Raw genomic sequence first — 24,374 nt, forward strand, 5'->3', positions numbered from 1 at the left:
GAGACTTAATCCGTCCACTTCACAATGTGCTGATCCTTTTTTTGAATATATGCGGTTTCTGTCAATGCTCTTCCTTGCAGTGTTTGACACTTTATTTTTAGGATAATCATCTGTTCATCTTCACTTACTACGTCGTATGAAACCGTACCCGTTTCTAACACTAAGGGTGCAGATGGAGATTTATTATGTTCTTTTATTTCTTTTTTTACATGTACAACCGCGTTTTCTAAAAGATGCTGCAGACGATTTTTCTGCTCTACTTCTTGATAAAATGAACTTTTCGTCACAAAATAAGTAGTTTGCTGAGCTACTAACAGAAGAAAAAGCGCACAAAATGCCAACACAACCGGGAGAATAAACCCTTGCTCATTATGTTTCATAAGCAAGCATCAAAAACGTCGTAATGGTTTCTTCTCTAACTTTGTTAACACCGTCTGTTGAACGAATCAGCAGCCTTTCTTTTTGCTGTTCATACATGATATTCTTAATATGCTGCAGCACAACTTCATGACCGCTTTCATCCACTCGTCTTCTTATCTTGTCTTCGTATCGTTCATAAGTGATGATCTGATTATTTTCCATTTTCAACGTAAGCGTAGTCGCATGAATTCTCACTTCTTTTGCTTCTCGATATTCCATAGCAAGTTGATTCACAAAAATTTCCCACTCCATTTCATTCATACTAAAGTCTGGATTATATGTTTGCTTAGCTAGCGGAATGATAATGGGGAAAAATGAAACAATGATCAAAAAAAGAGCAAAACTGACTAACATCTCTACAAGCGTAAAGCCTTTTTCACTTTTCACTTCAACATCACATCACACTTCTTTTTCATTTTATCAGCCGAATCTGTCCATTCTACACAAAGCTTTTGAGCACTTTCTCCGTTCCACTTCAGATAAAACACAACGTTTTCTTTTACGATTTTTTCTCGCCGTTTATATCCTGTTTCATATTTATATTTCAATAGTTCTTCGTGTAAGATAGCATCAGCTTGATACGAAACATATTGCTTCTTTTCTTCTTCCTTCATCTGAACATACAAAGGAATAATTGTACCGGTTAGGAGTAAAAGCATGCTAAATGAAACAAGCATTTCTAACAAGGTATAGCCCTGCTGACCCTTACATCTTGTCCACATAAAAACGCCCTCTACCTATTTGAAAAGTAACTTTGTATTTAAACTTTTGACTGCTGATAAAAATGGTCTTTGCTTGAGAAATATTGCCGTTTTTGTTGTATTGTATCGTGGAATTGCCGCTTCCAAACGTGATATGAATGGTGGAATCATAGGCGCGCTTATAAAGAACGGCACGAGAATCAGAAACAATATATTCTGTTCCCTTCGGTGCGAAGTTAATTTTAATTGGAGATTCTCGGTTCATGGCTGTCTGCTGCACATAAAACGTGTCGCTTTGCAGCTGTCGCAAGAATAATGTGATTTTGTAATATTCCACAAGCGGCCGAATGGTTACGATAATGGAAAACATCATCACTTGCACAATAAATAAAACCATCAGCATCTCAATGAGGGTAAATCCTTTTTGCTTAAGAAGAACCACTAGCCGTAACCTTTCCGGTACCGTCAATTTGAATAGCTTGACCATTTGGACACACGGTGCCTTCTTTTAAGTAGCCTCCTGCTTCAAGCTCTTCTAGACTTGGTTTTTCGCCGTTTTCAAGCTCATATACTTGTACCTCAGCCTCTACGGTTTTGACAAGAGCTGAGCAGCCTTTGTTGTTAATAACCGTATTATGCTTTAATACATTTGGAATCATAATGAGCAAAAGCACGGTAATAACGAGCATAACGATTAACATTTCAATAAGGGTAAACCCTTTATTACCTTTTAGAATCATATTCTTTCACCCTTCTACAAGCTCGACATCACTTCTAACATCGGAAGCATAACGGACATATACATAAGCAGAATGACCATTCCGATGAACAAAAATGTAAGCGGCTGTACATATTTTAAAATACGAAAAATAAATTGTTCCATTCTTTCCATCATAAATAGACTGTAATCATACAGCTCTTGAGAAAGCTCACCGTTCTGCTGGCCATGCACAATAACATGAGCCAAGTCTTTTTCATAATGAGATTTAGCTGAAACGATATGATCTAATCGCATTCCTGAGGAAAGTTGATCTGTAAAAGCAAAAGCTTCCACTTGAAAGAACGGATGATGCTCCTGCTTTTGAAAAAGAGCAAAACATTCATAAATAGATAAACCACCGTTTAATAAATTGCTCATATGAACAGAAAAAAAGTAGGAGTTAAATAGTCGTGTGAACGTTCGGATAACGGGAACTCTCATAAAAAGCTGCATTTGAACTACTGGAGGCAATTTTTTAATGTAAATTACATAAAACAAATAAAGGATGATTGGCATACTGATGACTGCAGGTAACACAAAAGGAAAGAACGACATCGCCTGCATAAATAAGAGGATAAACGAAGACTGCTTGTTTCCAAAGGATAAGTACAGAGCTTCAAACTGCGGAAGTAAAACCGTACTTAAAACAAATAAAATGGAAAGAATAAACAGAAGTAGCAATACGGGATATTGAACAAGCTTTTGAAATTTTTTACGATGCCTTACTTTTTCTTCAATCATTGAGCTACTTTCTTTTAAAGCAAATTGAAGGTTTCCATGCTGTTCCGCAAAATATAAATAGCTTAAAATATCACGGTGAAACTGAAGTTTAACAAAAGCATCGTGCAAAGATTCTCCTCGTTTTAACTGCTCAAGACATTTTTCAATATCCGTTTTTTCTTTGTTAGATACTTGAAACGTCAAAAATGAAAGAGCTTGAGAAAGAGTGTAGCCTTTTTCTAAGAGCTTGGAGACCTGCTTAAGAATTTTTGCTTGCTGAGCTAGAGACCACCTTTTTTGTCTATTTGTCTTTACCCCCATCCGTCTAGCGAATGCGGATATAAATAGCCTAGCGCGATTCCTTTTAGAATAACATCTCGGAGCGTCTTATAATCATAATCCGCATTTTCTCCTTTCACTTCTCTCATCACTGCGCTAAGCTCCTTGCCATAAAGCAATTCGTATATGCTGGACTGACGATGCTTCCTCATTTTTTTACAAGCAGGGTGGCATTTTCCCGAACACAGCGGACAGCGAATTTCTACAAGACGCTGTGCAGCTACTGCTACAAGAGTCTGCTCCATTTCTTGAAAGCTAACGCCAAACTCAAGCAGCCTGTACAAAGATCCTTTTGTATCTTTAGTATGCATCGTTGTCAAAACCAAGTGTCCGGTAAGCGCTGCTCTCACAGCAATTTTGGCGGTCTCACTATCTCTTATTTCTCCCACCATGATAATGTCTGGATCATGGCGCAATATAGCTTTTAAACCAGTCGTATACGTAATCCCTGCGCGTTCATTTACCTGCACTTGAAGCACGGTTTCACTCGGTTTTTCAATAGGATCTTCTAGTGTAATAACATTTCGATTAAAAAGGTGCTTTACTTCGTGTAAAAGAGTATATAGAGTAGTGGTTTTACCTGATCCTGTAGGACCGGTAAAAATAATTAATCCATGAGAGAATTTCAAGAGAGAAATAAGCTTTTTAGTATGTTCAGGAAAAAGAGATAAATGTTTGAGAGAGGTAGATTGTTGATGAGGCAAAAGCCGAATAACAAGACTTTCATCATGAGAAGTAGGAAGAGTTGATAAACGCAAATTTACTTGATAGTGATCAACGGAAGTGGTCAATGCACCATTTTGAGGTTTTCTGCGCTCCCCAATATCCATTCCCCCTAAAAATTTAAAATGCGAAATGAGCCGTTCAGACATTTCCTTTGAAATAACCCTCTTTAAAATAAGCTCCTGGTCAATTCGCAGCTGAATCACAGCATCTTTCTTTCGGGGCACAATATGCACATCAGAACTTCGACACTCACATGCATCTCGTATAACGTAAGTAGCAAACTGTTCAATTTCGGTCAAACGATCATCACTCCTTTATTTGTAATGAAGATGATTCTTAAAACACCTAGAAACAGTAATTTCGACCTTTTTCGAGATTTTCCTCCTTCTTTTTTCATTTTTATAATTTTTTTCGTATACGCTTCTTTTCTTCGCTTCAGTCCTTGTACACGATGTACAACTTCTGTACACCTCTAAACGATTACATAAAAAAAGACAACGTGATGTAAAACTCTACGCTGTCGTTTTATTCGTTATTTACTGAATTGAGCTTCTTCATCATGTATGCTTACACAACTAGAGACGCAAGACTTGTTTTTTTCTTGACCAAATTTTTAAGTGCAGATTCGTTATAACCTACTACAAGCTTTTTGCCATCCGTTAAAATGGGGCGGCGAAGCAAACGAGGATGTTCAATTAATAGATTGACTACTTGTGATAACGTCATGCTGTCCACATCAACATTTAACTTTTTATATTCCTGACTTCTTTTAGCAAGAAGTTCATCCATCCCTTCTGTTGTCATAGAAAGAAGTTCAAGCATTTCTTTATGAGTAGGTGTTTCTCTAAATAAATGACGCTCTTTAAAATTTACATCTTCCTTCACTAGCCACTTTTTCGTTTTACGACATGATGTACAGCTCGGGTACGTATAAAATTTAATTTCTTCCATATGAAACCCTCCCGTTTTTTAGTTATAGATTGTTTATATACATTGTACACGTTTTGTATAACCTTTGTACAGTATTTTGCATACGTTTTGTATAACTTTTTTTCTTCTGTCGTATTTCAAGGAAAAGATAGCGTTTTCAGGAAAGAAAGGATGTATTATAATGGAAAAGTATCGATATAGTTTCATAAGTGCTTTCTAGTGCTTACACAGCGATGACATTCATCATGACACTAACTAAGTTTGATAAAGGAGGAAATGGACGTGGAACGAATGTACCGTGTAATGGGGTTCTGGACAGCAATTTTCACTGTAATGTTTTACCTCGGTCACATGCATAAGACTTCTTTACTCTTTTTAGCTCAAACAGGCTTTTTTGTAATTCTTAGTTATTTAAAGCTGTCTGAAAGAATGTACATTTACGTTTTTGGAGCATATTTGACCGTCTTTTTTGTGGGGTTCACGTACTGGTCAACTTTTATGATGACACCAGGACAGTAAAGAGAAAAGCGATGGGCTTCCATCGCTTTTTGTATTCTTAAAACCCATTTAGAAAAGGATTTTGATCCATTTCGTGTCCCACAGTTGTTTCAGGTCCGTGACCGCTTAGTACAAGCGTATCTTCTGGAAGGGACAGCAATTTCGATTCGATGCTTTCTAACAGCTGAGCTTGATTACCTCCAGGTAAATCTGTGCGCCCGATGCCGCCTGCAAAAAGCGCGTCACCAGATACTACAAAGTTACCCGGTTTGAAATAATATGAAACGCTGCCAGGAGAATGACCAGGCGTTTCATACACCTCAAATTGGAATGAACCGATTGTTAAATTGCCTTCTGATGAAATAATATCGGTTGCATCTGGAGCTGTAATTTCTCCTAGGTCAAAAAATTTCGACCCGTTTAAGTCACTATTATGAAGCCATTCTTTTTCGTTTTTATGTACATAAAGCGGGATAGAGTAGTGATTCATCACCTCATCTACTCCTCCAATGTGATCGAAATGAGCGTGTGTCAGCAAAATAGCTAATGGTTTATACGTTTGTTTTTCGAGAAATTCAACGAGCTGTTTTCCCTGAGCTCCCGGATCAAAAATTAAACATTCTTTTTTTTCGTTAGCAACGACATAACAATTCGTTTGAATAGGTCCTAGCGGTATACGATGATAGTTCATAATGTGTCCTCCTTGTGTAAATTTATTTCCGTTATATGCATTATCATACACACATCATCTTATAAATGAAAGTAAGGACCTTTCTAAGCCAAAGAAGCAAAAGAAAGATTGGTTTTCATCTCGACAAACGGTTAGAAAAGTTTTACAATTGAAGGGATAAGCTAATGATAGCGCTTTAATTTTAAGTTACCTAAAGGAGGTTTCTTCGAGTGGGTCTTATGATTATTTTTGCACTAACAACATTGCTAGGCGTATTTGCAGCTATTTCATCTTTGAGAAATAAAAACATATTAGGCATTGGTTTTTCGGTACTAACATTCGGTGTATTCGGATGGTTTACCGTGATGACAATCATACATCACGGCTATCCGGCGGTACATCATTAAAAAAGCCATGCAAAGCATATGCTTTGCATGGCTTTTTAAATAGACAGATAATCCATTGCCGCAACTAAAATAGCTTTAGTCGGATTATATACGCGCGATATTTGAGATAAAGGCAGCGGATTAATCCCTTTTCCCAATTCTAGGGTGAACCCCAGCTTTTTCTTTTCTAAAATAAACCAATCCTTAAATCCCGCGTGACTATCAATCGTTTTGACAGCTTTATAACCGCTTACCCTTTCAAAATAGCTTGCTATTTCCTCTGCTTCCTCAGGCTCTTCATTCATATACCCCCAATAAAATTCTTCTCCTTGGGTATGTAAAGCAATCACACAATCAAAATCATGACGCTCAACGAGTTTTACCATTGCCTGAGCTTCAGGTTCAGAGAGAGATTCATAGCCTGGAAAATCTCGATAATGCGGCGCTTTAGGTTCTTTACGCTTTTTTTCGATTTCCCAATAAGCCGGAAACTGATTGTTTAAGTCCACCCCTCGGATATTTGCTTTCCAGCTTTGAAAATCCGGAAAATCTCTCCCTATTTTAGAAAGAAAAGACGCATAAGGTTCGCCTACACCAGGACCTTTTAAGACCAGATCTACTCCGTCTGGGTTAACAATTGGAACTGCAGAAAGCGTAATTTGATTAAAAAGAGCTCTTGAATCTTGCCCGTTCAACGCCTGATCATAATGAAGAGCAGCTAAATAATCTTCCATAAACTGTAGAAGAACATTTGTCGTAATCCATTCATTAGCATGAAACGACGCATTGATATGAACCTTTCTCTTTCCGTTTCCAATTAAAATATGAGGAATCGGCTTTCCAAGCACGCTGCACCCTATCCATTCAAGAGAACCATAGGGATAATAAGTCAAAAGTGTTTGTATGTCTTTTATGGTTCGCTTGTAATCGTAAGGCTTTTGGATATCTATAATTCGCATAATCTTCACTCCTTTACACTATGTATATGTAAAGATTGAAAAGATGCATGATAAAAAAGCGCTTTGACATTTAGTCAAAGCGCTTTTTTATCTCAGTTAGATTCATGCTTATTATTCAAAATAAGATTTAACTAACCAAGCTCCTCCAATAATTCCCGCATCGTTTCCTAAAGTAGCGATTGCTAGCTCAGCACCTTGCGCTACGCGAGGAAATGCAAAACGTTTGAAATAATCTCTTACCGGTGCAAGTAATACCTCGCCTGCACGAGACACACCGCCACCTAGAACGATTTTCTCAGGGTTTAATGCATTAGCAGAGTTTGCTAGTGCTAGGCCTAAATGAAAGGCAACTTTATCTACAACATGCATAGCTAACTCGTCTTTTGAACGAGCTGCATCAAATACATCTTTAGATGTAACTTGTCCGTTTTGTTCTAACACTGTGCGAAGCTCACTTGGTTTGTCCGTTTCCGTTAACTCTTCCATCGTTAAACGTACAATCCCAGTTGCTGAAGCAATTGTTTCTAAACAGCCGGTTTTGCCGCAGTTACACGGTGCCCCGCCTTCAGGAATAGATGTGATGTGGCCAATCTCACCAGCTGCTCCATTTACGCCTTGTACAATTTCACCGTTGGCAATGACACCGCCGCCAACACCTGTACCAAGCGTAACGCACAGCAAATCTTTTGCTCCGTCTCCAGCACCTTTCCACATTTCTCCAATGGCTGCAATATTTGCATCATTGTCTACTACAACAGGAAGAGAAGTTTCTACTTCCAAGATATCTTTGATAGGGAATTTTTCCCAACCTAAATTGACAGCTACTTCAATCGAACCGTTTGCAAAGTTGACAGGCCCCGGTGCACCAATACCAATTCCCACCAACCTTGACTTTACTTCTCCAAGATCGTTTAACTTTTTATCAATTGCTTTTGCAATATCTGTTGGAATTTTACGGCCTTGCTCGCTCACATCCGTATTAATTTCCCACTTGTGAATGATTTCTCCATAATGATTAATAAAGGCCATTTTTATTGTTGTACCGCCTAAATCAACTCCAACTAACCATTTGTCATCCATGTTCATTCATCCTTTTTCTCTTTTTGTTGTTTTAACTCTCGACGAAGCAAAAGAATTGCCATTTGGTAATCACGTACATCAATCAAATTAGACTGATATAATTCTTTTACTTCCGCTTCCATCAGCTCTAAATCAGCAGTACGATCGCCTACGTATATAAAAATGCCGAAGGACTTTAATAATTGTTGTACATCATATAACGTATTCATTCTGTCACCTTTATCCTATTTTCTAGGTGATATGATTCATTTATTTTGAGATAACTCAACAGTCATTCAGTCATAAACAGCGGCCGTATTTAACGCCCACTGCTAGGTCTACATATTAATATTCTAGTAAACGTTCTCACAATAGTAAAGTATAAAATATTAAATTCGTCATTCAACAGTTTTAATTTTCTAGCTGTTGCTTCAGCTTTTCATATTTTTTACTTTGTGGTTCAAGCGCAATTGCTTTGTCGATATTTTGTGTGGCCGCTGAAATATCGTTCAGTTTTATATTCACCAAAGCTAAATTGTAATACGCCTCATGAAAAGTTGAATCATACTTTACAGCCTGATTCAATTGCTGTTTAGCTTCTTTATAATTTTCAAGATAAAGTTCTGCGCTAGCACTGATAAAATATATGTCACTATTGCTTGTCCCTTTTTCAATAAAAAGCTTGATGGCGTCTTTTGCTTCTTCATACTGCTTCTGCTGAAGATACGTAGCCGCTACGCTGAGTGCATATGGCTCATCTTGATAAACAGAACGCTCATGATATCCATAAAAAAGCAGACTTCCTACTAATAAAAGCGTGCAAATGAAAGCCGGAATCTGAATATACAGCTTTTTTTGTTTCGGTAAACTGACGATGCTTGCAGCTAAAAATCCGCCAACCAAACCGCCAATATGCCCTGCATTATCGACGTTCGGCGCAACAAATCCAAAAATCAAGTTAATCACAATGATGATAATGAAACTCGATCCCATTGTTCGAAAAAAGAAGCGTGGATTTGTTCTTGCTAAAAACAGTAAAGCTCCAAAGCAACCGAAAATGGCCCCTGAGGCTCCTGCGGAAATAGACGTATTCCATATAAAACTTCCTAGAGATCCTGCAAACCCGGCAAATATATAAATAAAGACAAAACGCCCGCTGCCATATATCCTCTCTACAAGCGTTCCTAAATAATACAGGGCTACACTATTCATAAGCAAATGCAGAAGTCCTATATGCAAAATTATAGGTGTAAAAAAACGCCACCATTCGCCTTCTATAATTAAGGGGTTATATTTAGCTCCGTATTGAATCAGAGTGAGCGTATTTTGCGTACTGCTTTTCCACTCCAGAAATAGAAACATTAAGATTTGCATCGCTAAAAATATATATGTAAAAATAGGCTTTCCGTATCCAGCTATTTGCTGTTCTTCGCTTTGTTTTTTCTGCACAAAAAGCACAATTTTATGTTTCCACTGTTCTATCCGCTGAGCTTCTTCTTCGGAAGAGAAATTGTCTGCGCTTTCTAATGTAAGACCCAGCCGTTCGAATAGAGGTTCATAAGCGCTTGCTTTCTCTGCCGTTAGTTGTTCAACATAACTATTCACTTTAGAGGGACTCGGCGCACTTTCTAAGGACTGCTCTGTATAAAAAGGATCAAAATCAGCAAAGTAAATTGTGTTAAGAGTAAGCGTTGATTTACCGCTCTGCTTTCGCACATTCTCAGCTCTTTGTAATGCATACAATACATCTTTTTGCTGCTCAACGACTGATTTGAAATTACGGCGGACTATGCGGATTATTGACTTATCTTTGCGATAGTGAGATTGAAACCATAGCTCTGAAGCATCAGCTTTCATCGAAATCAGCTCATATGAAGAATGGCCAAGCAATTGCTGTGCCACCTGCAAATAATAAAAATCTTGCCTAGACAAATAGTCACCTCCTCACACTCTCTATATGTAAAGATGGCAGAAAGCCAGGAAAAAAGCAACGATTTTCCCTTTTTCTTTTTCTACGAAAAAACACCTTACATGTCTGTAAGGTGTTTTTTATGTATCTTTCGCTCTTAGCGGAAGACCTGCTTCATTAAACGATCCCGAACAAACGGCAAATTAAAAAATGAACGAACAGCTAGACTGCGGATAAATGAATTTCCAAACAGCGAATTTAAAACACGGTATCTCATTTGGTAGCCCAGCGTTCCAACAACTAAAAGCGTAAGTACTAATACAATATGTCTCATTTTCAAGCCTCCTTACGTTTACTTTGCTCCTGTGACGAACATTTTATGCTCTTATATAGGTAAAAGCAGGATAAGGATTCCGCCTGTAAAAGCAGCAAGCAAAATAGCGGCAAGGTTCACAACATCATTGTTAAAGAACGTTATTCCTTTTTCTTTTACGGTTGGCTTGCCGCAATGATCTTTCCGTTCCGTTTCAATACCGCAGCTTTGACAGCGAAAGCGAACTTGCACACTTGCTCCAAGAAGAGTGTCTATAGCGTTTCCAATAAAACCAAAGCACCCAACTAGCAATATACTACTCAGCGATACGGATGGAAAAGCAAAATAACAAGCGGCAGCAATAAGAAAAGCTCCGGCTGCTCCGGCTGCTGTACCTAAAAGTGAAACGGCTCCTGAAGTACCCGCTTCTACTCTCTTTAACGTCCAAATGTAAAACGGCGGCTTCTTACTAAGAGACCCTATTTCAGATGCCCATGTGTCAGCATTAGCAGCTGAGATACTAATCATAAACATCCACATGTAAACAGGCAAAGCTGTTGCAGCATATAACAAACCGCAAGCAGCAGCTACACCTCCATTAGCAAGGACTTGAATGTAATCTCGCCTGTCGTGCTTCTCTAGCTTTTCTTCTAATGCGCGTTTTTTTTCTTTTTTATACTTACTACACAACGTAGAAGTGCTAAAAAATAAGAGTAAGAGTAAAAAACCTTGAAGCGAAAAACCGATATAAACGCTCGCTCCTACGATGAAAGACATGCAGGCTCCCGATACTGTCAGTGCTTTTGCTATGTAGCCCGCTCCTGCCATGAGTAATATCACGATTATCATGACAGCATCAAACGGATTCACAGCAAATAAGCTCCTTCTCTGTCAAAATATATTCAACGGGAATATCATGAGATTCATATGGAACCTCTGAAACGACTTGACAATCAAACGCAAGGCTTAGCTTCTGTCCGGTATAATCTGTTAAATAACGATCGTAATAGCCGCCTCCATAGCCGATACGATATCCATTCTTGCTATATACCACGCCAGGCACAAGGAGTAAATCAATTGAAGATTTTGAAATGGGAACCGTTTCTTCAACAATTGGTTCGGCTAACCCGTAGTACACTGTTTCAAGCTGTGAAAAATTCGTAATCTCGTAGAAAACCATTTGAGATGTTGTGGGGTTGCATTTTGGAACAGCTACTTTCTTTCCATCTTTCCAAGCCCGTTCAATGATGGCTTTCGTATTAACTTCTTTATTTCTTGAAACCGTAGCTGCAATGACTCTAGCCTCTTTCCATAAACAAGTTTCATACAGTGCATTTGCTATGCTCGTTGAATGTGCCTCGTGCTGCTCTTCAGAAATTAAATTAAGAACGCGCTTCATCTCTTTGCGCAGATGAGATTTCATTTTAATTCCCCCCTATAAAAAAAAACAGCAGGATTGTACTCCTACTGCTTACTTTGTTTCACGATGAAGTGTAACTTTTTTAAGTCTTGGGCTGTATTTTTTTAACTCAAGACGATCTGGGTTATTACGCTTGTTTTTAGTTGTAATGTAATTACGGTCACCAGTTTCAGTGCAAGCTAATGTAACGTTTACGCGCATCTATTTTCCCTCCAAACATTATAAACATAAATCAGACTTTAATATAATATCATTTTTCGAAAGGAAATGCCAGTCTGTTTTTTTGAAGAAAGTCATTTAATTTCATTTCTTCACTTTTTCTTTCCTCTTAGAGTCCTGAGCTCCTTCTCTGCTACGCCTTATATATAGATGAAGTTTCTTAAAATAGGCGGAACTCTTTTTATGAGAGGCGTACTTCCTTTCTTTTAAATAAAATCCATTATTTACACTCTTTGATATTCTTGTATTTTTTCTACAAAATATGCCGACAGCTTCTTGGCAGTCTGAGTATTTAACGCCTCTGAATAAATATTTAATACAGGCAAGTGACCATCGGGCAAAATAAGCGTCCATTCATGAGGATCATGGTAAATTTTTAAACCATCAATGACATACACTTGTTTACCGATTGCTTCTTCTAATAACTTCTTCATCACTTGTTCTTGAATTTCTAGCGGACATGAAATATAGCGCCAGTTCATATAAGCGTGGGGGACATATTGAATCATTTCAGAAATTTTCCGCTGCTGCACCATAATTAATTCGATCAGCTGACATAAAGCGTACATGGCATCTAACTGAAATTGAACAGGCCCCAAAAGACTAAGCAAATCACGTTTTTTTGCTTTTGTCCTCATAAATGATTGATTGAGAGATTGAGCAAATGTTTCTAATGTGGATGAATAGTGTATAGGAATAGGAACGAATGCTACTTTTTTTGTCATGTATACGCTATAAATATAAAGCGACATAATTTCTGAGTCATTTACGCTGCAGCCTTTTTCATCATATAGAGCAAATGTTTCTCCATCTTCTTTAATCTGAATACAAAAAGACAGCTTATTTCGTTTAATTATTCGTTTGGTTTCTTCTGTTTTCTCCCACTTGTTTAAAAATAACACATGGATACGAAGACGCTTACATAATAATTCGACAACTTCCTGTATAAACGGTGAACAAATCACACCAATCCGCGTACTGTCTTCTAATAAAACATGCTGATTAATTGATTTTACTAAAGCATCACAATATTCTTCCCTGATATTTCCTATGCTTGTTTCTTTAAGTGAAACAGAAGTCGTTATGTTTGCTTTTTTAGCTTGAAGATACATCCGCTCAATCTTTTTTTCAATAAGCTGATTAACTAATTGTCCTTTATTATCATATATTTCTAAAAACAGACCGCTGTTTTTGCTATCCACACCAATATAAATACCAATGCTCGCTTGTGAAGTCATCATGTAATATCGAAATACCGGAAGAGCTTCTTTTTTAATATCATACACAGCTGAATGATTACTCCGTAAAAAAGAAAAGCATTCTTTGCGAAGTTGAGTGGCTTCTCCTTCATCATCGCTTGCTAGACAGAACGATCCTTGATGTTTGCATACAAGTAATAACGCATTGTATAGTCTTTCTCGATCAACAGATGAATGTACATACAGGCGACCGTTTTTGAAGATAGAAACATCTGGCTTTACAGAAAGTTGAGGTAGCACTTGATTTTCAGCTACTGTATCTTGGACATACGTAGTCATTGCTTGAACATTTACATACGGACCTATCGTAGCGTTGTATAAAAACGATTCTGCCCCCACCGTTACGTTTTGAAGCAAAATCGTTTTATCGATTGCAGCATGTGCTTCTATGATACTATTGGTTCCGATAATCGTGTAAGGACCAATTGAAGCACCTTTTCTAATCACCACATTTTCTCCTACGTAAACCGGATCGTAAACAGTCACCCCTTCTTCTATAAGCGCGTCATCTGAGACAATACTTTCCTGTCTATCGCCAAACCACTTGCTCCACAGATCATAGTGTGCTTGACGATAATGGTGGATTTGCCCAATATCAATCCAATAATCCTCTGTTACAAAACTGCACACAGTATGATTATATTCCAAAAGAAGCGGGATAATGTCAAAGCTAAAATCTGTAGGACCATAAGAATTCACGTAATCAAGAACGGATTTTTTGATCACATACACTCCCGTATTAATCAATCGGCTATTGGCCTGTTCGTAGGTCGGTTTCTCTACAAATCCCGTGACTCGATTCCCTTCATCTATCGTCACCACTCCATAACCCCGCACGTCGTTTACTTCTTTTGTAACAATGGTCATTTCGCTTTTTTGTTCATAATGAAAATGAATAACGTCTTGAAGATTAATTTCTGTTAAGGCATCTCCACTAATAATAATACAGTCTTCCTCAATAAAGGCCTCTGCTCGCTTAATTCCGCCCGCTGTTCCAAGAGGCTCTTTTTCGATAAAATAAGTAAGCGTCACTCCCCACTGAGAGCCATCCCCAAAGTATTCAATAATTTGTTCATGCCTATACTGCAGCGTAATCCCAATCTCTGTAATTCCATGTTTCTTAAGCAGTTCAATGCTATATTCCATCACAGGTTTATCGTAAAGCGGCAGCATAGGCTTTGGAATCGTATAGGTCAAGGGCTGCAGTCTTGTTCCTTTACCGCCAGCAAGTATAATGGCTTTCAATTTTTTGCCTCCCTCCTTTTTTTATCCTGGCAAATGTGATGTTGAAACAGCTTACTTGTATCAATAGCGATTTTCTCCCAGCTAAACATCGTTGTTGCTTTTCTATACCCATTTTCGCTGATTTTCGCAGCTATTTTTTCATTTTTTAACAAAAATTCAATACAGTTGATTAATTCGAGCGTATCTCCTCTGGCAAACGTCAGGCCCGTGTCGAAATGTGAAACAATATCGCTTAGACCTCCTGTATCCGCAACGATGGTTGGCTTCTTGGCTACCATCCCCTCTAAAGCCACAATTCCAAAAGGTTCATATAGACTTGGAAAAACAACCATTTTACAAGCTTGAAGAAGCTGATTTCGTTCGTTATCGGTAATGTATCCAATAAAATACACGTATTTGTCTAATTGCTTTTCACTTACCTGTGTTCGAAACTCATGAAGTAAAGGCCCTTTTCCCGCCACAACAAATTGAACATCTATTTGTTTTTTCTTAAATAGTTCCGCTGCTTCAATAAATAGCTGAAATCCTTTTTCATATACAATTCGTCCAATTGAAAAAATAATAGGGGCCTTTCTAAAATTATATTTCTTTTGTAAACTTTCTTTTAACCGCTCATTTACTGCGTCGACTACCAGCTGCTTGTCAATTCCATTTGGAAATATAGCAATTTTATCCTGTTCTACGTGAAATAAAGTGATTAATTCTTTCTTCATATAGTCGCTGCAGACAATGATTGAGTTTGATTGTCGAATCAGCTCCTCTTCTTGCAAGTGAATTTTCTGCTGCATGTCATTATGAATACCATTATTGCGCCCATGTTCTGTCGCATGAATGGTCGTAATTAGCGGCCTATCCGTTTTATCTGCTAAACATTTTGCTGCGGATGCAACAAGCCAGTCATGAGCATGAATAACGTCAAAAGACAGCTTGTAGCCTAACTGCAGTCCTCTAAGAGCCATAGCCACGTTCAAACTGTTTACCCATGTCAAAAAATCCGGATGATGAGGCTGCAGGCTTTTAACTCTGTAAACGTGAACACCGTATAAACGTTCATATTCCGGCAGCCCCTCTACATAGGTCGTTAATACACTAACGTGATGGCCCGCTCTAGCTAACGCTCTGGATAAATCAAATACATGTCGTGCAAGTCCTCCGATAACTAGAGGAGGGAATTCCCATGCAAGCATTAAAATGGAGAGACCGCCTTTATATTGATTTACTGATAAAGCCGACGGCTCTATCTCTTTTACAGGGTATAAAAAAGAACTTCCTGAAAGAAAACTGTTTTCACTATCCATCCTTGGATTCTCTTCGTGACAGAGAAAATCAAACAGCTTTATTTGCCTTTCGTATTCACCTCTGACTTTTTCAAAAGTATAAAGCCAATCGCTGCTACTTAAAAGGAGCCACTGTCGGTAGATGGCATTCACCACGCTAGGATGTTTAAAATCGATCACACCTAGCATCGCCTCTGACTTCTGTACGGTTGAAATAAACAATTGATTGTTCTCACTGACAAATTCGGCGCTTTTTGTTGCACCGTAGAGTGCAAGAGTTTCGTTTTGATGAAACTGTATATCCCTCGCGTAATCTAAAGGATATTGAAATGTACCGCTTGCTGCTTGCATTCGCTGAAAGCCAAGCGTGTCCTTCGCTTTCAAATCCAAAACAGCGCTCGCTTTATTCATTGTTCCTTCCTCAACTTGTTTTCCTTGCTTAGGATATGGAAACAAGATAATACCAGCAGGGGACTTTTTTAGTTCATCTGTTGATGACTTCACAAAGGTGTAGCGCATTTCATGAGATTTCAGGAGCATATCTACTTGATGAGTATACTCTCCTTGCTGTATAAAAAAACCGACGGGCTTTTTTTCAAAAAACTGTTGAAAAACACGTATTGCTTCTGTAATTTGGAGATTTAATGTTTGTTCTGTTTTAAGGATGGAAACGAACGCGTTCGTTACGGTAGTAGGAATACATTCCAGCATGTCATGCTGAAAGAAATATTTGCAGGCTGAGAACAAGCTCCCGTCCCACTTTTTTAAAAAAGTGAGTGCTCTCTGATGCTGCCGGCTTGAAAACTGGTGTAAATACTGAGCGTAACGAGTATTAAACTCCTCGTCGTTTAATACGTTCAAAAATACACAAGACATCACAGCTGTTGCACCTATCAATTTTTCAGACTCAATTTGATCTAAAAAAGGGATGAATTCGTTCGTTACTTGTTCAAACAGCGGATACTCACTCTCTGCTTGAAGTACATGTAGCAACGGATAATGCATATAAGTTAAAAGAATACAGTCATCACTATTCATATTGCTTCTTCACCTGCTCCAAGTCATTTGAATATAAGGAATATGTGCTAAATTCATTTTGAACACCCTGGTGAACTTTTACAGGTTCGTACATCCAGCTCAACGACGTTACATTCACTTGTTCATGCTGTTCTTTCATCAAATAAACCGGATTCGAACGAAGAAGGGAAAAAAAACTTCCTTCTTTATCTTGAATACCAATATCTATTACATACGTGCGCTCACTTTCCAAGCTATTCATAAATATGAAGTCTTGCTTAGGAGTAAGACCCTTCATATAATAGCGGTTTGATTCATGGCCGTTAAAATGAAGGCCTGTTATATCATACGTACACATAGCTAGATTCAATTCTTCCCATCGTGTCGAAAACATACTTTCTACCATTTCTCGAATATGCTCTGAAAACGACCAGTGAACATAAATACGAGATGAGTCAAGCTGAGTAGCTATACACACATTTAAGTTTTGAATAAGATTAGGAGCCACTGTTTTATCACTTCGTTTCTTAGATTGTTTTTTCTACATATAAATGCCGTATAAACTTATTAACATCTTACCATTCAGAAAAAGTTGCCACAATAAACGCAATTTGTCGATTTGTGTTAAAAAATCCAGGCCAGCAAATTGGATGCATGGGCCCGTATGAATCGTTTGTTACACCGCTGTTGATTTCCGTGCAAAATGTCGCTTTCCGAGGGCGGCGATGAGCCTCCTCGTCGCTTCCGCTTTTCCTGCAGGAGTCTTTGCCCTTCCCTCTCATTAACAGCTAGAAGCAGCTACATTAAACCTACGTTTCTCGATACAATGAAAAAAATCCGAACGATTCATCGTTCGGATCTTCCTTCAACTAAAACACTTTTGTCCCAGCCTCTTTTTCCACTATTCATTTAAATCGTAGCGTTTGCCTTTTACAAGGTAAAATACGCTTTCTGCTACGTTAGTGGTATGATCAGCCATACGCTCTAAATAACGGGCTACAAATAAAAGCTGTGTAATTTGGTTCATAGCCTCCTGCTTTTCTTTAGCAAGACTTAAAAGTTCTTTAATTGTTATTCCGTAAAGCTCATCCACTTGATCGTCCATTTCCGCTACTTTTTTAGCCAACACAAGATCTTCTTCGTGATAAGCTTTTAACGAAAGGCTCAGCATTTCAATCGAAATATCGTGCATTTTCTTTACATGTTCTAACGGCTTAATTAATTCTTCGTTTCCAATTCGTATAGCTGATTTTGCTACATTAACGGCAAAATCTGCCATACGCTCAACATCCGAAGCAATTTTAATTGCCACAATAATACGTCTTAAATCAATAGCCACGGGCTGCTGCTTTGCAATCAGTAGGATAGCTAGGTCATTAATTTCTTCTTCTAAGTCATCCACGTATGAATCACCGTCGATAATTTCTAGCGCCAGCTCAACGTTACTTGTTTGCAACGCTTCAATTGATTTTGATAACGCCTCATGCGTTAAGCGCCCTATTTCTAATAATTTTTCACGTAATATCTTTAAATCACCATGAAACTTTTCGCGTACAACCACTCATCCCATCTCCTTGTATGTCTTAACCGAAACGACCTGTAATATAATCTTCTGTGCGTTTATCAGATGGCATTGAGAAGATTTTATCTGTTTCTGCGTACTCTACCACTTCTCCATTTAAGAAAAATGCTGTTTTATCTGAAATACGTGCCGCTTGCTGCATATTATGTGTAACAATAATAATGCTGAAGTCTTTCTTTAATTCTTGTACTAACTCTTCTACTTTTAATGTCGAAATTGGATCGAGTGCAGAAGTAGGCTCATCCATTAAAATAACGTCGGGTTCAATAGCCAAACAGCGCGCAATACAGATACGCTGCTGTTGTCCACCTGACAACCCATTCGCATTTTGATTCAAACGATCTTTAACTTCGTCCCAAATAGCTGCTCCTCGTAAACTTTTTTCAACAATTTCATCTAGTTTTTTCTTGTTGCGAACGCCATGAATTCTTGGACCGTACGCGATATTATCATAAATAGATTTTGGGAACGGATTTGGTTTTTGGAAAACCATTCCTACTTGCGTGCGCAGCTCTTCCACATGGTACGATTTATCAAAAATATTTTTTCCTCTATACTCAATTTCACCTGATGTACGGACAATTGGCGTCATTTCTACCATACGATTTAACGTTTTAATATATGTTGATTTTCCGCAGCCCGATGGACCGATGATCGCGGTAACTTCGTTAGCATGAATGTCTAAATCAATATTTTTTAAGGCATGTGTGTTGCCATACCATAAATTCAAACCTTTTGTTTTATATACAATTTCTTTTGTTTGCGGAGTATTTACTTTTTCTTTGTTAGTCAATTCCATTGTTATTGCCATTGGATAATCCTCCTTCATCGTCTTTAACCGTTTTGAGCACAATAAAAGTCTCTCTATGTCTATTTAATATCTATTGTTTACTATTAGTGTAAATACATACGAGAAGCCGAACGCTTCCCCTTATTTTGATCATTTCTATTAATCCTTACACTTACAGAATAATAGCCGACTATTAATTGTGTTTTAACTCAATGTAAAGCTTTTGTAAATGAAGGCCTATCTGCGTGTTTTTTAGGTAAAAAACTAGTTCTTACGACCCTTAAATTCAATAAAAAACCATATATGTAAAGATTTCTAACAAAAAAGAAGAGGTTGAGACATAACTAAATTAATTTGATATAAAGATAAGTAAATTAGATAAATAAGCCAGTACGAATCACTTCTTCTGACACCACTGTTGATTTCCGTGCAAGCAGGCGGCCGGTGAGCCTCGTTGTCGCTTCCGCTCCTGCGGGGTCTCACTTCTTCCGCTTTTCCGGCAGAAGTCTTCGCCCTGCCCTCCAATCAACCGCTTAAAGCACCTACTTACATGAAATCTACGTTCACCCTCTCAATAAAAAAATCCGAACAGCGTTAATTCTTAATCAACGTCGTTCGGATCTTACTTCAACTAATATGCTTTTTCCCAGCCTCTTTAATTGGCGTCGTTTGCAATGACAGCCTGTTGATTCTCTTCTTGATCTTTTACTTCTTGTTCACCTTTTTTCTTTAAATCAAAATACGTATCGAGCGCAGAACGAGCAAGCTCTTTTGTAATGGTATTTGGTGCACTTGGCACAAATGCCGATGGTACCACGACAGCTACTGCAATTTCAGGATCATTTGCCGGAGCAAAGGCCACAAAGTTTGAATTATTAACTTTAATTGGATCCCCTCCGCTTGGGTTTTTCTCATAGGCTTGTGCCGTTCCAGATTTACCAGCAGGATTATAGTTCGCTGTATGGAAAGCTGCGTACCCTGTACCGCCTTGTTCCTGCGTAACCCGCTTAAAGCCATTTTGAACATCTTTAATGTATTCTTCTTTCATCGTGATACGATTTAACACATCAGGTTCAAATGAATGCTGCGTACCGCCAATTTCATCGGTTTTTATCGTTGGCTTTCGGATTTCTTTTACTAGCTGCGGCTTGATGCGATACCCTCCATTAGCTATTGCAGAAGTATATTGAACAAGCTGCAGCGGCGTGTACGTATCATACTGGCCAATTCCTAAATCAAGCGCTGTACCTGGAACATTGCTTCCGCCTTGTACACCTGTTGATTCGTTATCGAGGTTTATGCCTGTTGATACGCCTAAGCCGAACTGACTGTAGTACGAACGCAGTTCGCTGAATGTGTCAGGTTTAATCGGTAAAGTCATGTTCTTGTGGTACTTTAATCCAGCCATCGCCATTACCGTTTTAAACATAAATACGTTGGATGAATATTTTAACGCGGATGAATACGTTAAGGGTCCTAACCCCTCAGCCTCAGCTGATTTCTTAATTGGTGTTCCTTTAATTTTTAACGGTTCATCAACGAACACTGTGTTTGGCTTAATAGCTCCTGAATCTAAGCCAGCTAGAACCGTTGCCCCTTTTACAACAGAGCCCATTGTATAAGATGTTGAAATATTCCCTAATGCAAAATCTTCTATTTTAGGTACCCCAGTCTTCTTATCAATGGTGTATTTTTTACCTGCCATTGTTAAGATTTCTCCTGTGTGAGGATCCATCATAATCACAAAAGCACGGTCTAAAAACTGCGTTCCTTTCATTTTCTTTTTGGCTAAAAGCTGGTCCGTAATTTGTTTTTCTACCGCTTTTTGAAGCTCCATATCAATAGTTAAAACTAAATCACTGCCGCGTTCGCCTTTCGACACTTGAATTGTATCAAGGAGATTTCCTTTATCATCTGTTACATACTGGACTTTTTCTTTTTGACCGCTGAGCTGAGCTTCGTATTGCTTCTCTAAATAGCTCGTCCCAACTTGGTCATTTCGACTATAGCCTCTTGATAAGTAATACTGTACTTTATCTTTGGGCAGACCCTCGTTGGCAGAGGATACATTTCCAAGCAAAGTACGGAGAGTGCTGTTTTCTGGGTATGAGCGATCCCAATACGTTGTTGTATCAACACCCGGAAGTTCATCTAAATGCTCACTTACAACGGCATACTCTTCATTTGTCACACCGCTTTTAACAATTTGCGGGGTGTTAGAATAACCTGCCTCCATTTGGCGCTTAATAGCTAGAACTTCTAAATCACTCTTTAAACTTTCTAAATCTTTTTTAGAAATGCGGTCTAACTGACGTTGATACAGTTCGTCATCAGTCATTTCACCATCTTGAACTTTTTTACGATCAGCTTTCGTAATTTTCTGCTCCGCTTCTTTAGGGTGAAGCATAATCCAATAATCCTTCATGTCGCGTTCTGTAATTTTTACCACGTTTTTAGCATCTTTATTCTTTCTATTTTCTGGAATATCAATCACATTTGTGGTGTAAGGAACATCGATCATAGTGGCTAACTTTTTAGCGATGCGCAGCCTTTCTTCAGCTGTATTTCCTTGAAAACGAGTATATGTAATCGTATTTAAAGAGGTATTATCTACAATTACGCGGTTATACCGATCGTACATTTTCCCTCGAGGAACAGGCGTACTGACTGTAACGTCCTGTGTTTTTTCGACTTCTCGTTCGTAATTCTCACCGTACACAATTTGAACAAGTCCCAACCGCAAAATTAATACGGAAAATAGGGCAAATACGGTCAAGAAAAGTAAGTTCACACGAAAAGGCACGTGACTTTTTCTTCTTTTTTTCTTTTTCATACCAACACCTACACTTTATAAAACATATATACCATAACACCATAAAATCAGACATTTAGCAAATAAATAGACACCTGGCAGGTGCCTATTTACACAACGTATTTATTCTAAAAGAAAAGCGAGGCATTTTCCATAGTACAAATGAAGGAGCTGATAATACTCTAAGCTGGAGACTCTCCGTCTCCTTCATTTAATACTGGAGGAGCAACAGTCGTTTCTTTTTTGTGCAGAGGCTGTGAGATATGTCTTACACAAAAATAAATGATCGTATGCCCTGCTCCAACAATAGCTAATAAAACGGGAATACTTTTTGCTTCATCAAAAAATAGTACGGCTATTAAAAATAAAGATATGGAAACAACGCGCCCAATATTCAGAAATACTTCTCTGACAACAATGTATTCGATTCTTTTTGAAACAACGTCCTTTGCTCGTCCAATCACATCGTACGTTAGAGAAATGAATGGAACCAACAAAATAGGATAGGCAATGGCAATACAAACAGCATATATAATTAACTTTGGATACGATAAGTTAAAGATAAGCAAAAAGACTGCTCCATAGAGAAGGAGGCCCCCGGTGAAAATAAATCGAAGGCGATTTTTTTGCTTAATAAATCTTGAGGCTACATAGTATCCTACAAACGCCACCGCTGAATTCACCAGTCCATAAGTTCCTAAAGCTAATTCACTTCCCGTCGTAATAAATACCATGACGGATACGACAAAAATGAACGTACCTTCACGCAATCCTTGAAAGAAATGAGCCTGTAATATTCGATTCCAGTCTTTGTTGACTTTTCGTTCAGCCCACACTTCTTTAAATTTGTATACTCCTTCAGCTGCGCGTCTTGTAATAAAAAAACTAAGCACAACGGCACCGACAAACAATAGCAGAGATACACCAAACACAATTTTATATCCAAGTGATTCATACAAAGCGGAAATAACAAAGCCCGCTCCTAAAGGACCAATCATCCCTGCAAAAGAGTTTAAGATCCCTAAAAATCCGTTAAAAAAGTCTCTTGTATCAGGTTCTGTAATTTCAAAAGTTAGCACATTAAAAGCTAGCCAATAAAAGCCATATCCTATACCCAGCAGTCCACCAAGCAATACTAAATACTCGGCTGCGTTAGCTCCACTGACCAATACAGCGATATAAAAAACAGCTAAAAAAGATACGCCTAACCTTAAAACCACAACCCGGTCAATTCGTTTGGCCCATTTACCTGCTAAAATAAACGTAAGGGGCTGAAGCACCACTACCGCTAAATTATAAATAGCGAGATCCGAAAATTCGCCTGATTGTTTCCACAGATAAATGTTAACAAACGAATTGGAAATTGAAATAGCCAAGGCATAAAGACCGCCTATAATTAAAAGCAAAAGTAAATCTTTACTAACTTCTACATCTCCAACTACTTTTTTTAATAAAGGCATATCAAAAAACTCCTTTTCTCTTCTACACCTAGTGTGTGAAAAAGAAAAGGAGATATGTAAAAGAATTGGAAAACAAAAAAGCCAGTAAAGGTAATAATTACTTTACTGGCTCTTAAATACGTCTTCAGCTTATTTTGCAGCGTCGTAACGCTTAGCAACTTCGTCCCATTTTACAACATTAAAGAATGCTGAAATGTAATCTGGACGGCGGTTTTGATAATTTAAGTAGTAAGCGTGCTCCCAAACGTCTAGACCAAGAATTGGCGTTTTGCCTTCCATTAATGGGCTATCTTGATTTGGTGTGCTTGTTACTTCTAATTTGCCGTTGTTTACAACTAACCAAGCCCAGCCAGAACCGAAGCGAGTTTTAGCTGCATTTGCAAATTCTTCTTTGAATTGATCAAAGCTGCCGAATTTGCTAGCGATAGCGTCTGCTAATTCACCAGTTGGAGCACCGCCGCCGTTAGGGCAAAGGATTGTCCAAAATAATGAGTGGTTCGCATGACCGCCACCGTTATTGCGTACTGCTGTACGGATATCTTCAGGAACAGCATCTAAGTTTGAAATTAACTCTTCAATACTTTTGCTTTCTAAATCCGCTTTGCCTTCAACAGCAGCGTTTAGGTTTGTAACATATGTGTTGTGATGTTTTGTGTGGTGAATATTCATTGTTTCTTTGTCGATATGTGGTTCCAGTGCATCGTATGCATAAGGTAGTTCTGGTAATTTGTAAGCCATGAATAATTCCTCCTTCAAAATATGTAAGCATTTTGGCGCAAAAGCACCATATACGTTTAGATTAGCAAATTTACCCTACTCTTTCAAATAAAAAGTACCTAATCCATGATTTATATTTACCTAATTCCCATTCGCTATTCTTTTAAACATAAAAAAAGCTTCTTT

27 protein-coding genes are annotated in these 24,374 nt (G+C 38.2%); 2 read left to right on the forward strand and 25 right to left on the reverse strand.

Annotated features, from left to right (window positions below; all coding sequences use genetic code 11):
- Window positions 1-5: 5 nt before the first annotated feature.
- The 8 genes from comGG to MKX72_RS22700 all read right to left on the reverse strand — a co-directional run bounded on the left by comGG (window position 6) and on the right by MKX72_RS22700 (window position 4,617).
- Window positions 6-380 (reverse strand): competence type IV pilus minor pilin ComGG, encoded by a 375-nt coding sequence (gene comGG / locus MKX72_RS22665; protein WP_033579700.1) that lies wholly within the window; start codon window positions 378-380, stop codon window positions 6-8.
- Entirely contained in the window at window positions 370-807 is a 438-nt protein-coding gene (comGF, locus tag MKX72_RS22670) for a competence type IV pilus minor pilin ComGF (RefSeq protein WP_033579699.1), read from the reverse strand. Before comGF ends, comGG begins: the two co-directional genes overlap by 11 nt.
- Entirely contained in the window at window positions 804-1,142 is a 339-nt protein-coding gene (locus MKX72_RS22675; protein ID WP_033579698.1) for a type II secretion system protein, read from the reverse strand. Before MKX72_RS22675 ends, comGF begins: the two co-directional genes overlap by 4 nt.
- Window positions 1,126-1,563 carry a competence type IV pilus minor pilin ComGD gene (comGD, locus tag MKX72_RS22680; protein WP_016765559.1) on the reverse strand — a complete coding sequence of 146 codons (438 nt, stop codon included), beginning with the start codon at window positions 1,561-1,563 and terminating at the stop codon, window positions 1,126-1,128. The genes MKX72_RS22675 and comGD overlap by 17 nt, the downstream gene beginning before the upstream one ends.
- Window positions 1,550-1,861: a competence type IV pilus major pilin ComGC gene (gene comGC / locus MKX72_RS22685; protein ID WP_016765560.1), complete on the reverse strand. Its 312-nt coding sequence runs from the start codon at window positions 1,859-1,861 to the stop codon at window positions 1,550-1,552. The genes comGD and comGC overlap by 14 nt, the downstream gene beginning before the upstream one ends.
- A 14-nt stretch (window positions 1,862-1,875) precedes the next feature.
- Window positions 1,876-2,922: a competence type IV pilus assembly protein ComGB gene (gene comGB, locus MKX72_RS22690; protein ID WP_033579696.1), complete on the reverse strand. Its 1,047-nt coding sequence runs from the start codon at window positions 2,920-2,922 to the stop codon at window positions 1,876-1,878.
- A complete protein-coding gene (gene comGA, locus MKX72_RS22695; protein ID WP_028411611.1) occupies window positions 2,913-3,965 on the reverse strand; it encodes a competence type IV pilus ATPase ComGA in 1,053 nt (350 codons plus the stop codon). The genes comGB and comGA overlap by 10 nt, the downstream gene beginning before the upstream one ends.
- Window positions 3,966-4,233: 268 nt before the next feature.
- Entirely contained in the window at window positions 4,234-4,617 is a 384-nt protein-coding gene (locus MKX72_RS22700; RefSeq protein ID WP_028411612.1) for a Spx/MgsR family RNA polymerase-binding regulatory protein, read from the reverse strand.
- Between the two features lie 261 nt (window positions 4,618-4,878).
- Between MKX72_RS22700 and MKX72_RS22705 the strand changes: the two genes are divergently transcribed.
- Window positions 4,879-5,115, forward strand: coding sequence for a DUF2626 domain-containing protein (locus MKX72_RS22705; RefSeq protein ID WP_013059179.1), 237 nt, complete (start codon window positions 4,879-4,881; stop codon window positions 5,113-5,115).
- A 37-nt stretch (window positions 5,116-5,152) separates the two neighbouring features.
- Here MKX72_RS22705 and MKX72_RS22710 read toward each other — a convergent pair whose 3' ends face one another.
- Complete coding sequence (locus MKX72_RS22710; RefSeq protein WP_028411613.1) at window positions 5,153-5,785, reverse strand: MBL fold metallo-hydrolase; 633 nt, start codon at window positions 5,783-5,785, stop codon at window positions 5,153-5,155.
- Between the two features lie 209 nt (window positions 5,786-5,994).
- Here MKX72_RS22710 and MKX72_RS22715 point away from each other — a divergent pair, with 209 nt between their 5' ends.
- Complete coding sequence (locus MKX72_RS22715; RefSeq protein WP_028411614.1) at window positions 5,995-6,171, forward strand: DUF2759 domain-containing protein; 177 nt, start codon at window positions 5,995-5,997, stop codon at window positions 6,169-6,171.
- A 35-nt stretch (window positions 6,172-6,206) separates the two neighbouring features.
- On the opposite strand, the gene MKX72_RS22720 is transcribed toward MKX72_RS22715, so the two are convergent.
- From MKX72_RS22720 to sodA, 16 genes are all read right to left on the reverse strand, one after another.
- Window positions 6,207-7,109 carry a M14 family metallopeptidase gene (locus MKX72_RS22720; protein WP_028411615.1) on the reverse strand — a complete coding sequence of 301 codons (903 nt, stop codon included), beginning with the start codon at window positions 7,107-7,109 and terminating at the stop codon, window positions 6,207-6,209.
- Between the two features lie 111 nt (window positions 7,110-7,220).
- The gene (locus MKX72_RS22725; RefSeq protein WP_013059183.1) at window positions 7,221-8,189 is read right to left on the reverse strand and encodes an ROK family glucokinase; all 969 of its coding nucleotides are present in this window, start codon (window positions 8,187-8,189) and stop codon (window positions 7,221-7,223) included.
- A gap of 2 nt (window positions 8,190-8,191) precedes the next feature.
- Complete coding sequence (locus MKX72_RS22730; RefSeq protein ID WP_028411617.1) at window positions 8,192-8,398, reverse strand: YqgQ family protein; 207 nt, start codon at window positions 8,396-8,398, stop codon at window positions 8,192-8,194.
- A gap of 181 nt (window positions 8,399-8,579) precedes the next feature.
- On the reverse strand, window positions 8,580-10,100 hold the full coding sequence (locus MKX72_RS22735; protein WP_155007645.1) for a rhomboid family protein: 1,521 nt from the start codon (window positions 10,098-10,100) through the stop codon (window positions 8,580-8,582).
- A gap of 134 nt (window positions 10,101-10,234) precedes the next feature.
- Window positions 10,235-10,411 (reverse strand): hypothetical protein, encoded by a 177-nt coding sequence (locus MKX72_RS22740; RefSeq protein WP_013059186.1) that lies wholly within the window; start codon window positions 10,409-10,411, stop codon window positions 10,235-10,237.
- Between the two features lie 51 nt (window positions 10,412-10,462).
- Window positions 10,463-11,260, reverse strand: coding sequence for a DUF92 domain-containing protein (locus MKX72_RS22745; protein WP_047749836.1), 798 nt, complete (start codon window positions 11,258-11,260; stop codon window positions 10,463-10,465).
- A complete protein-coding gene (locus MKX72_RS22750; RefSeq protein WP_049166202.1) occupies window positions 11,247-11,813 on the reverse strand; it encodes a 5-formyltetrahydrofolate cyclo-ligase in 567 nt (188 codons plus the stop codon). The genes MKX72_RS22745 and MKX72_RS22750 overlap by 14 nt, the downstream gene beginning before the upstream one ends.
- Window positions 11,814-11,861: 48 nt before the next feature.
- Window positions 11,862-12,011: a 50S ribosomal protein L33 gene (gene rpmG / locus MKX72_RS22755; protein ID WP_013059189.1), complete on the reverse strand. Its 150-nt coding sequence runs from the start codon at window positions 12,009-12,011 to the stop codon at window positions 11,862-11,864.
- A 242-nt stretch (window positions 12,012-12,253) separates the two neighbouring features.
- Complete coding sequence (locus tag MKX72_RS22760; protein WP_049166203.1) at window positions 12,254-14,533, reverse strand: sugar phosphate nucleotidyltransferase; 2,280 nt, start codon at window positions 14,531-14,533, stop codon at window positions 12,254-12,256.
- The gene (locus MKX72_RS22765; protein ID WP_155007644.1) at window positions 14,530-16,848 is read right to left on the reverse strand and encodes a glycosyltransferase; all 2,319 of its coding nucleotides are present in this window, start codon (window positions 16,846-16,848) and stop codon (window positions 14,530-14,532) included. Before MKX72_RS22765 ends, MKX72_RS22760 begins: the two co-directional genes overlap by 4 nt.
- Window positions 16,841-17,335: a DUF4912 domain-containing protein gene (locus MKX72_RS22770; RefSeq protein WP_034271122.1), complete on the reverse strand. Its 495-nt coding sequence runs from the start codon at window positions 17,333-17,335 to the stop codon at window positions 16,841-16,843. Before MKX72_RS22770 ends, MKX72_RS22765 begins: the two co-directional genes overlap by 8 nt.
- Window positions 17,336-17,728: 393 nt before the next feature.
- Window positions 17,729-18,388: a phosphate signaling complex protein PhoU gene (gene phoU / locus MKX72_RS22775; protein WP_013059193.1), complete on the reverse strand. Its 660-nt coding sequence runs from the start codon at window positions 18,386-18,388 to the stop codon at window positions 17,729-17,731.
- Between the two features lie 22 nt (window positions 18,389-18,410).
- Complete coding sequence (gene pstB / locus MKX72_RS22780; protein ID WP_370506071.1) at window positions 18,411-19,208, reverse strand: phosphate ABC transporter ATP-binding protein PstB; 798 nt, start codon at window positions 19,206-19,208, stop codon at window positions 18,411-18,413.
- Window positions 19,209-19,854: 646 nt separating this feature from the next.
- On the reverse strand, window positions 19,855-22,032 hold the full coding sequence (locus MKX72_RS22785; RefSeq protein WP_155007643.1) for a peptidoglycan D,D-transpeptidase FtsI family protein: 2,178 nt from the start codon (window positions 22,030-22,032) through the stop codon (window positions 19,855-19,857).
- Window positions 22,033-22,193: 161 nt separating this feature from the next.
- Entirely contained in the window at window positions 22,194-23,471 is a 1,278-nt protein-coding gene (locus MKX72_RS22790) for an MFS transporter (RefSeq protein ID WP_155007642.1), read from the reverse strand.
- A 129-nt stretch (window positions 23,472-23,600) separates the two neighbouring features.
- Window positions 23,601-24,209 (reverse strand): superoxide dismutase SodA, encoded by a 609-nt coding sequence (gene sodA / locus MKX72_RS22795; protein ID WP_155007641.1) that lies wholly within the window; start codon window positions 24,207-24,209, stop codon window positions 23,601-23,603.
- Between the last annotated feature and the right edge of the window lie 165 nt (window positions 24,210-24,374).

The organism is Priestia sp. FSL R5-0597 (assembly GCF_038006305.1).
GTDB classification, from domain to species: domain Bacteria; phylum Bacillota; class Bacilli; order Bacillales; family Bacillaceae_H; genus Priestia; species Priestia zanthoxyli.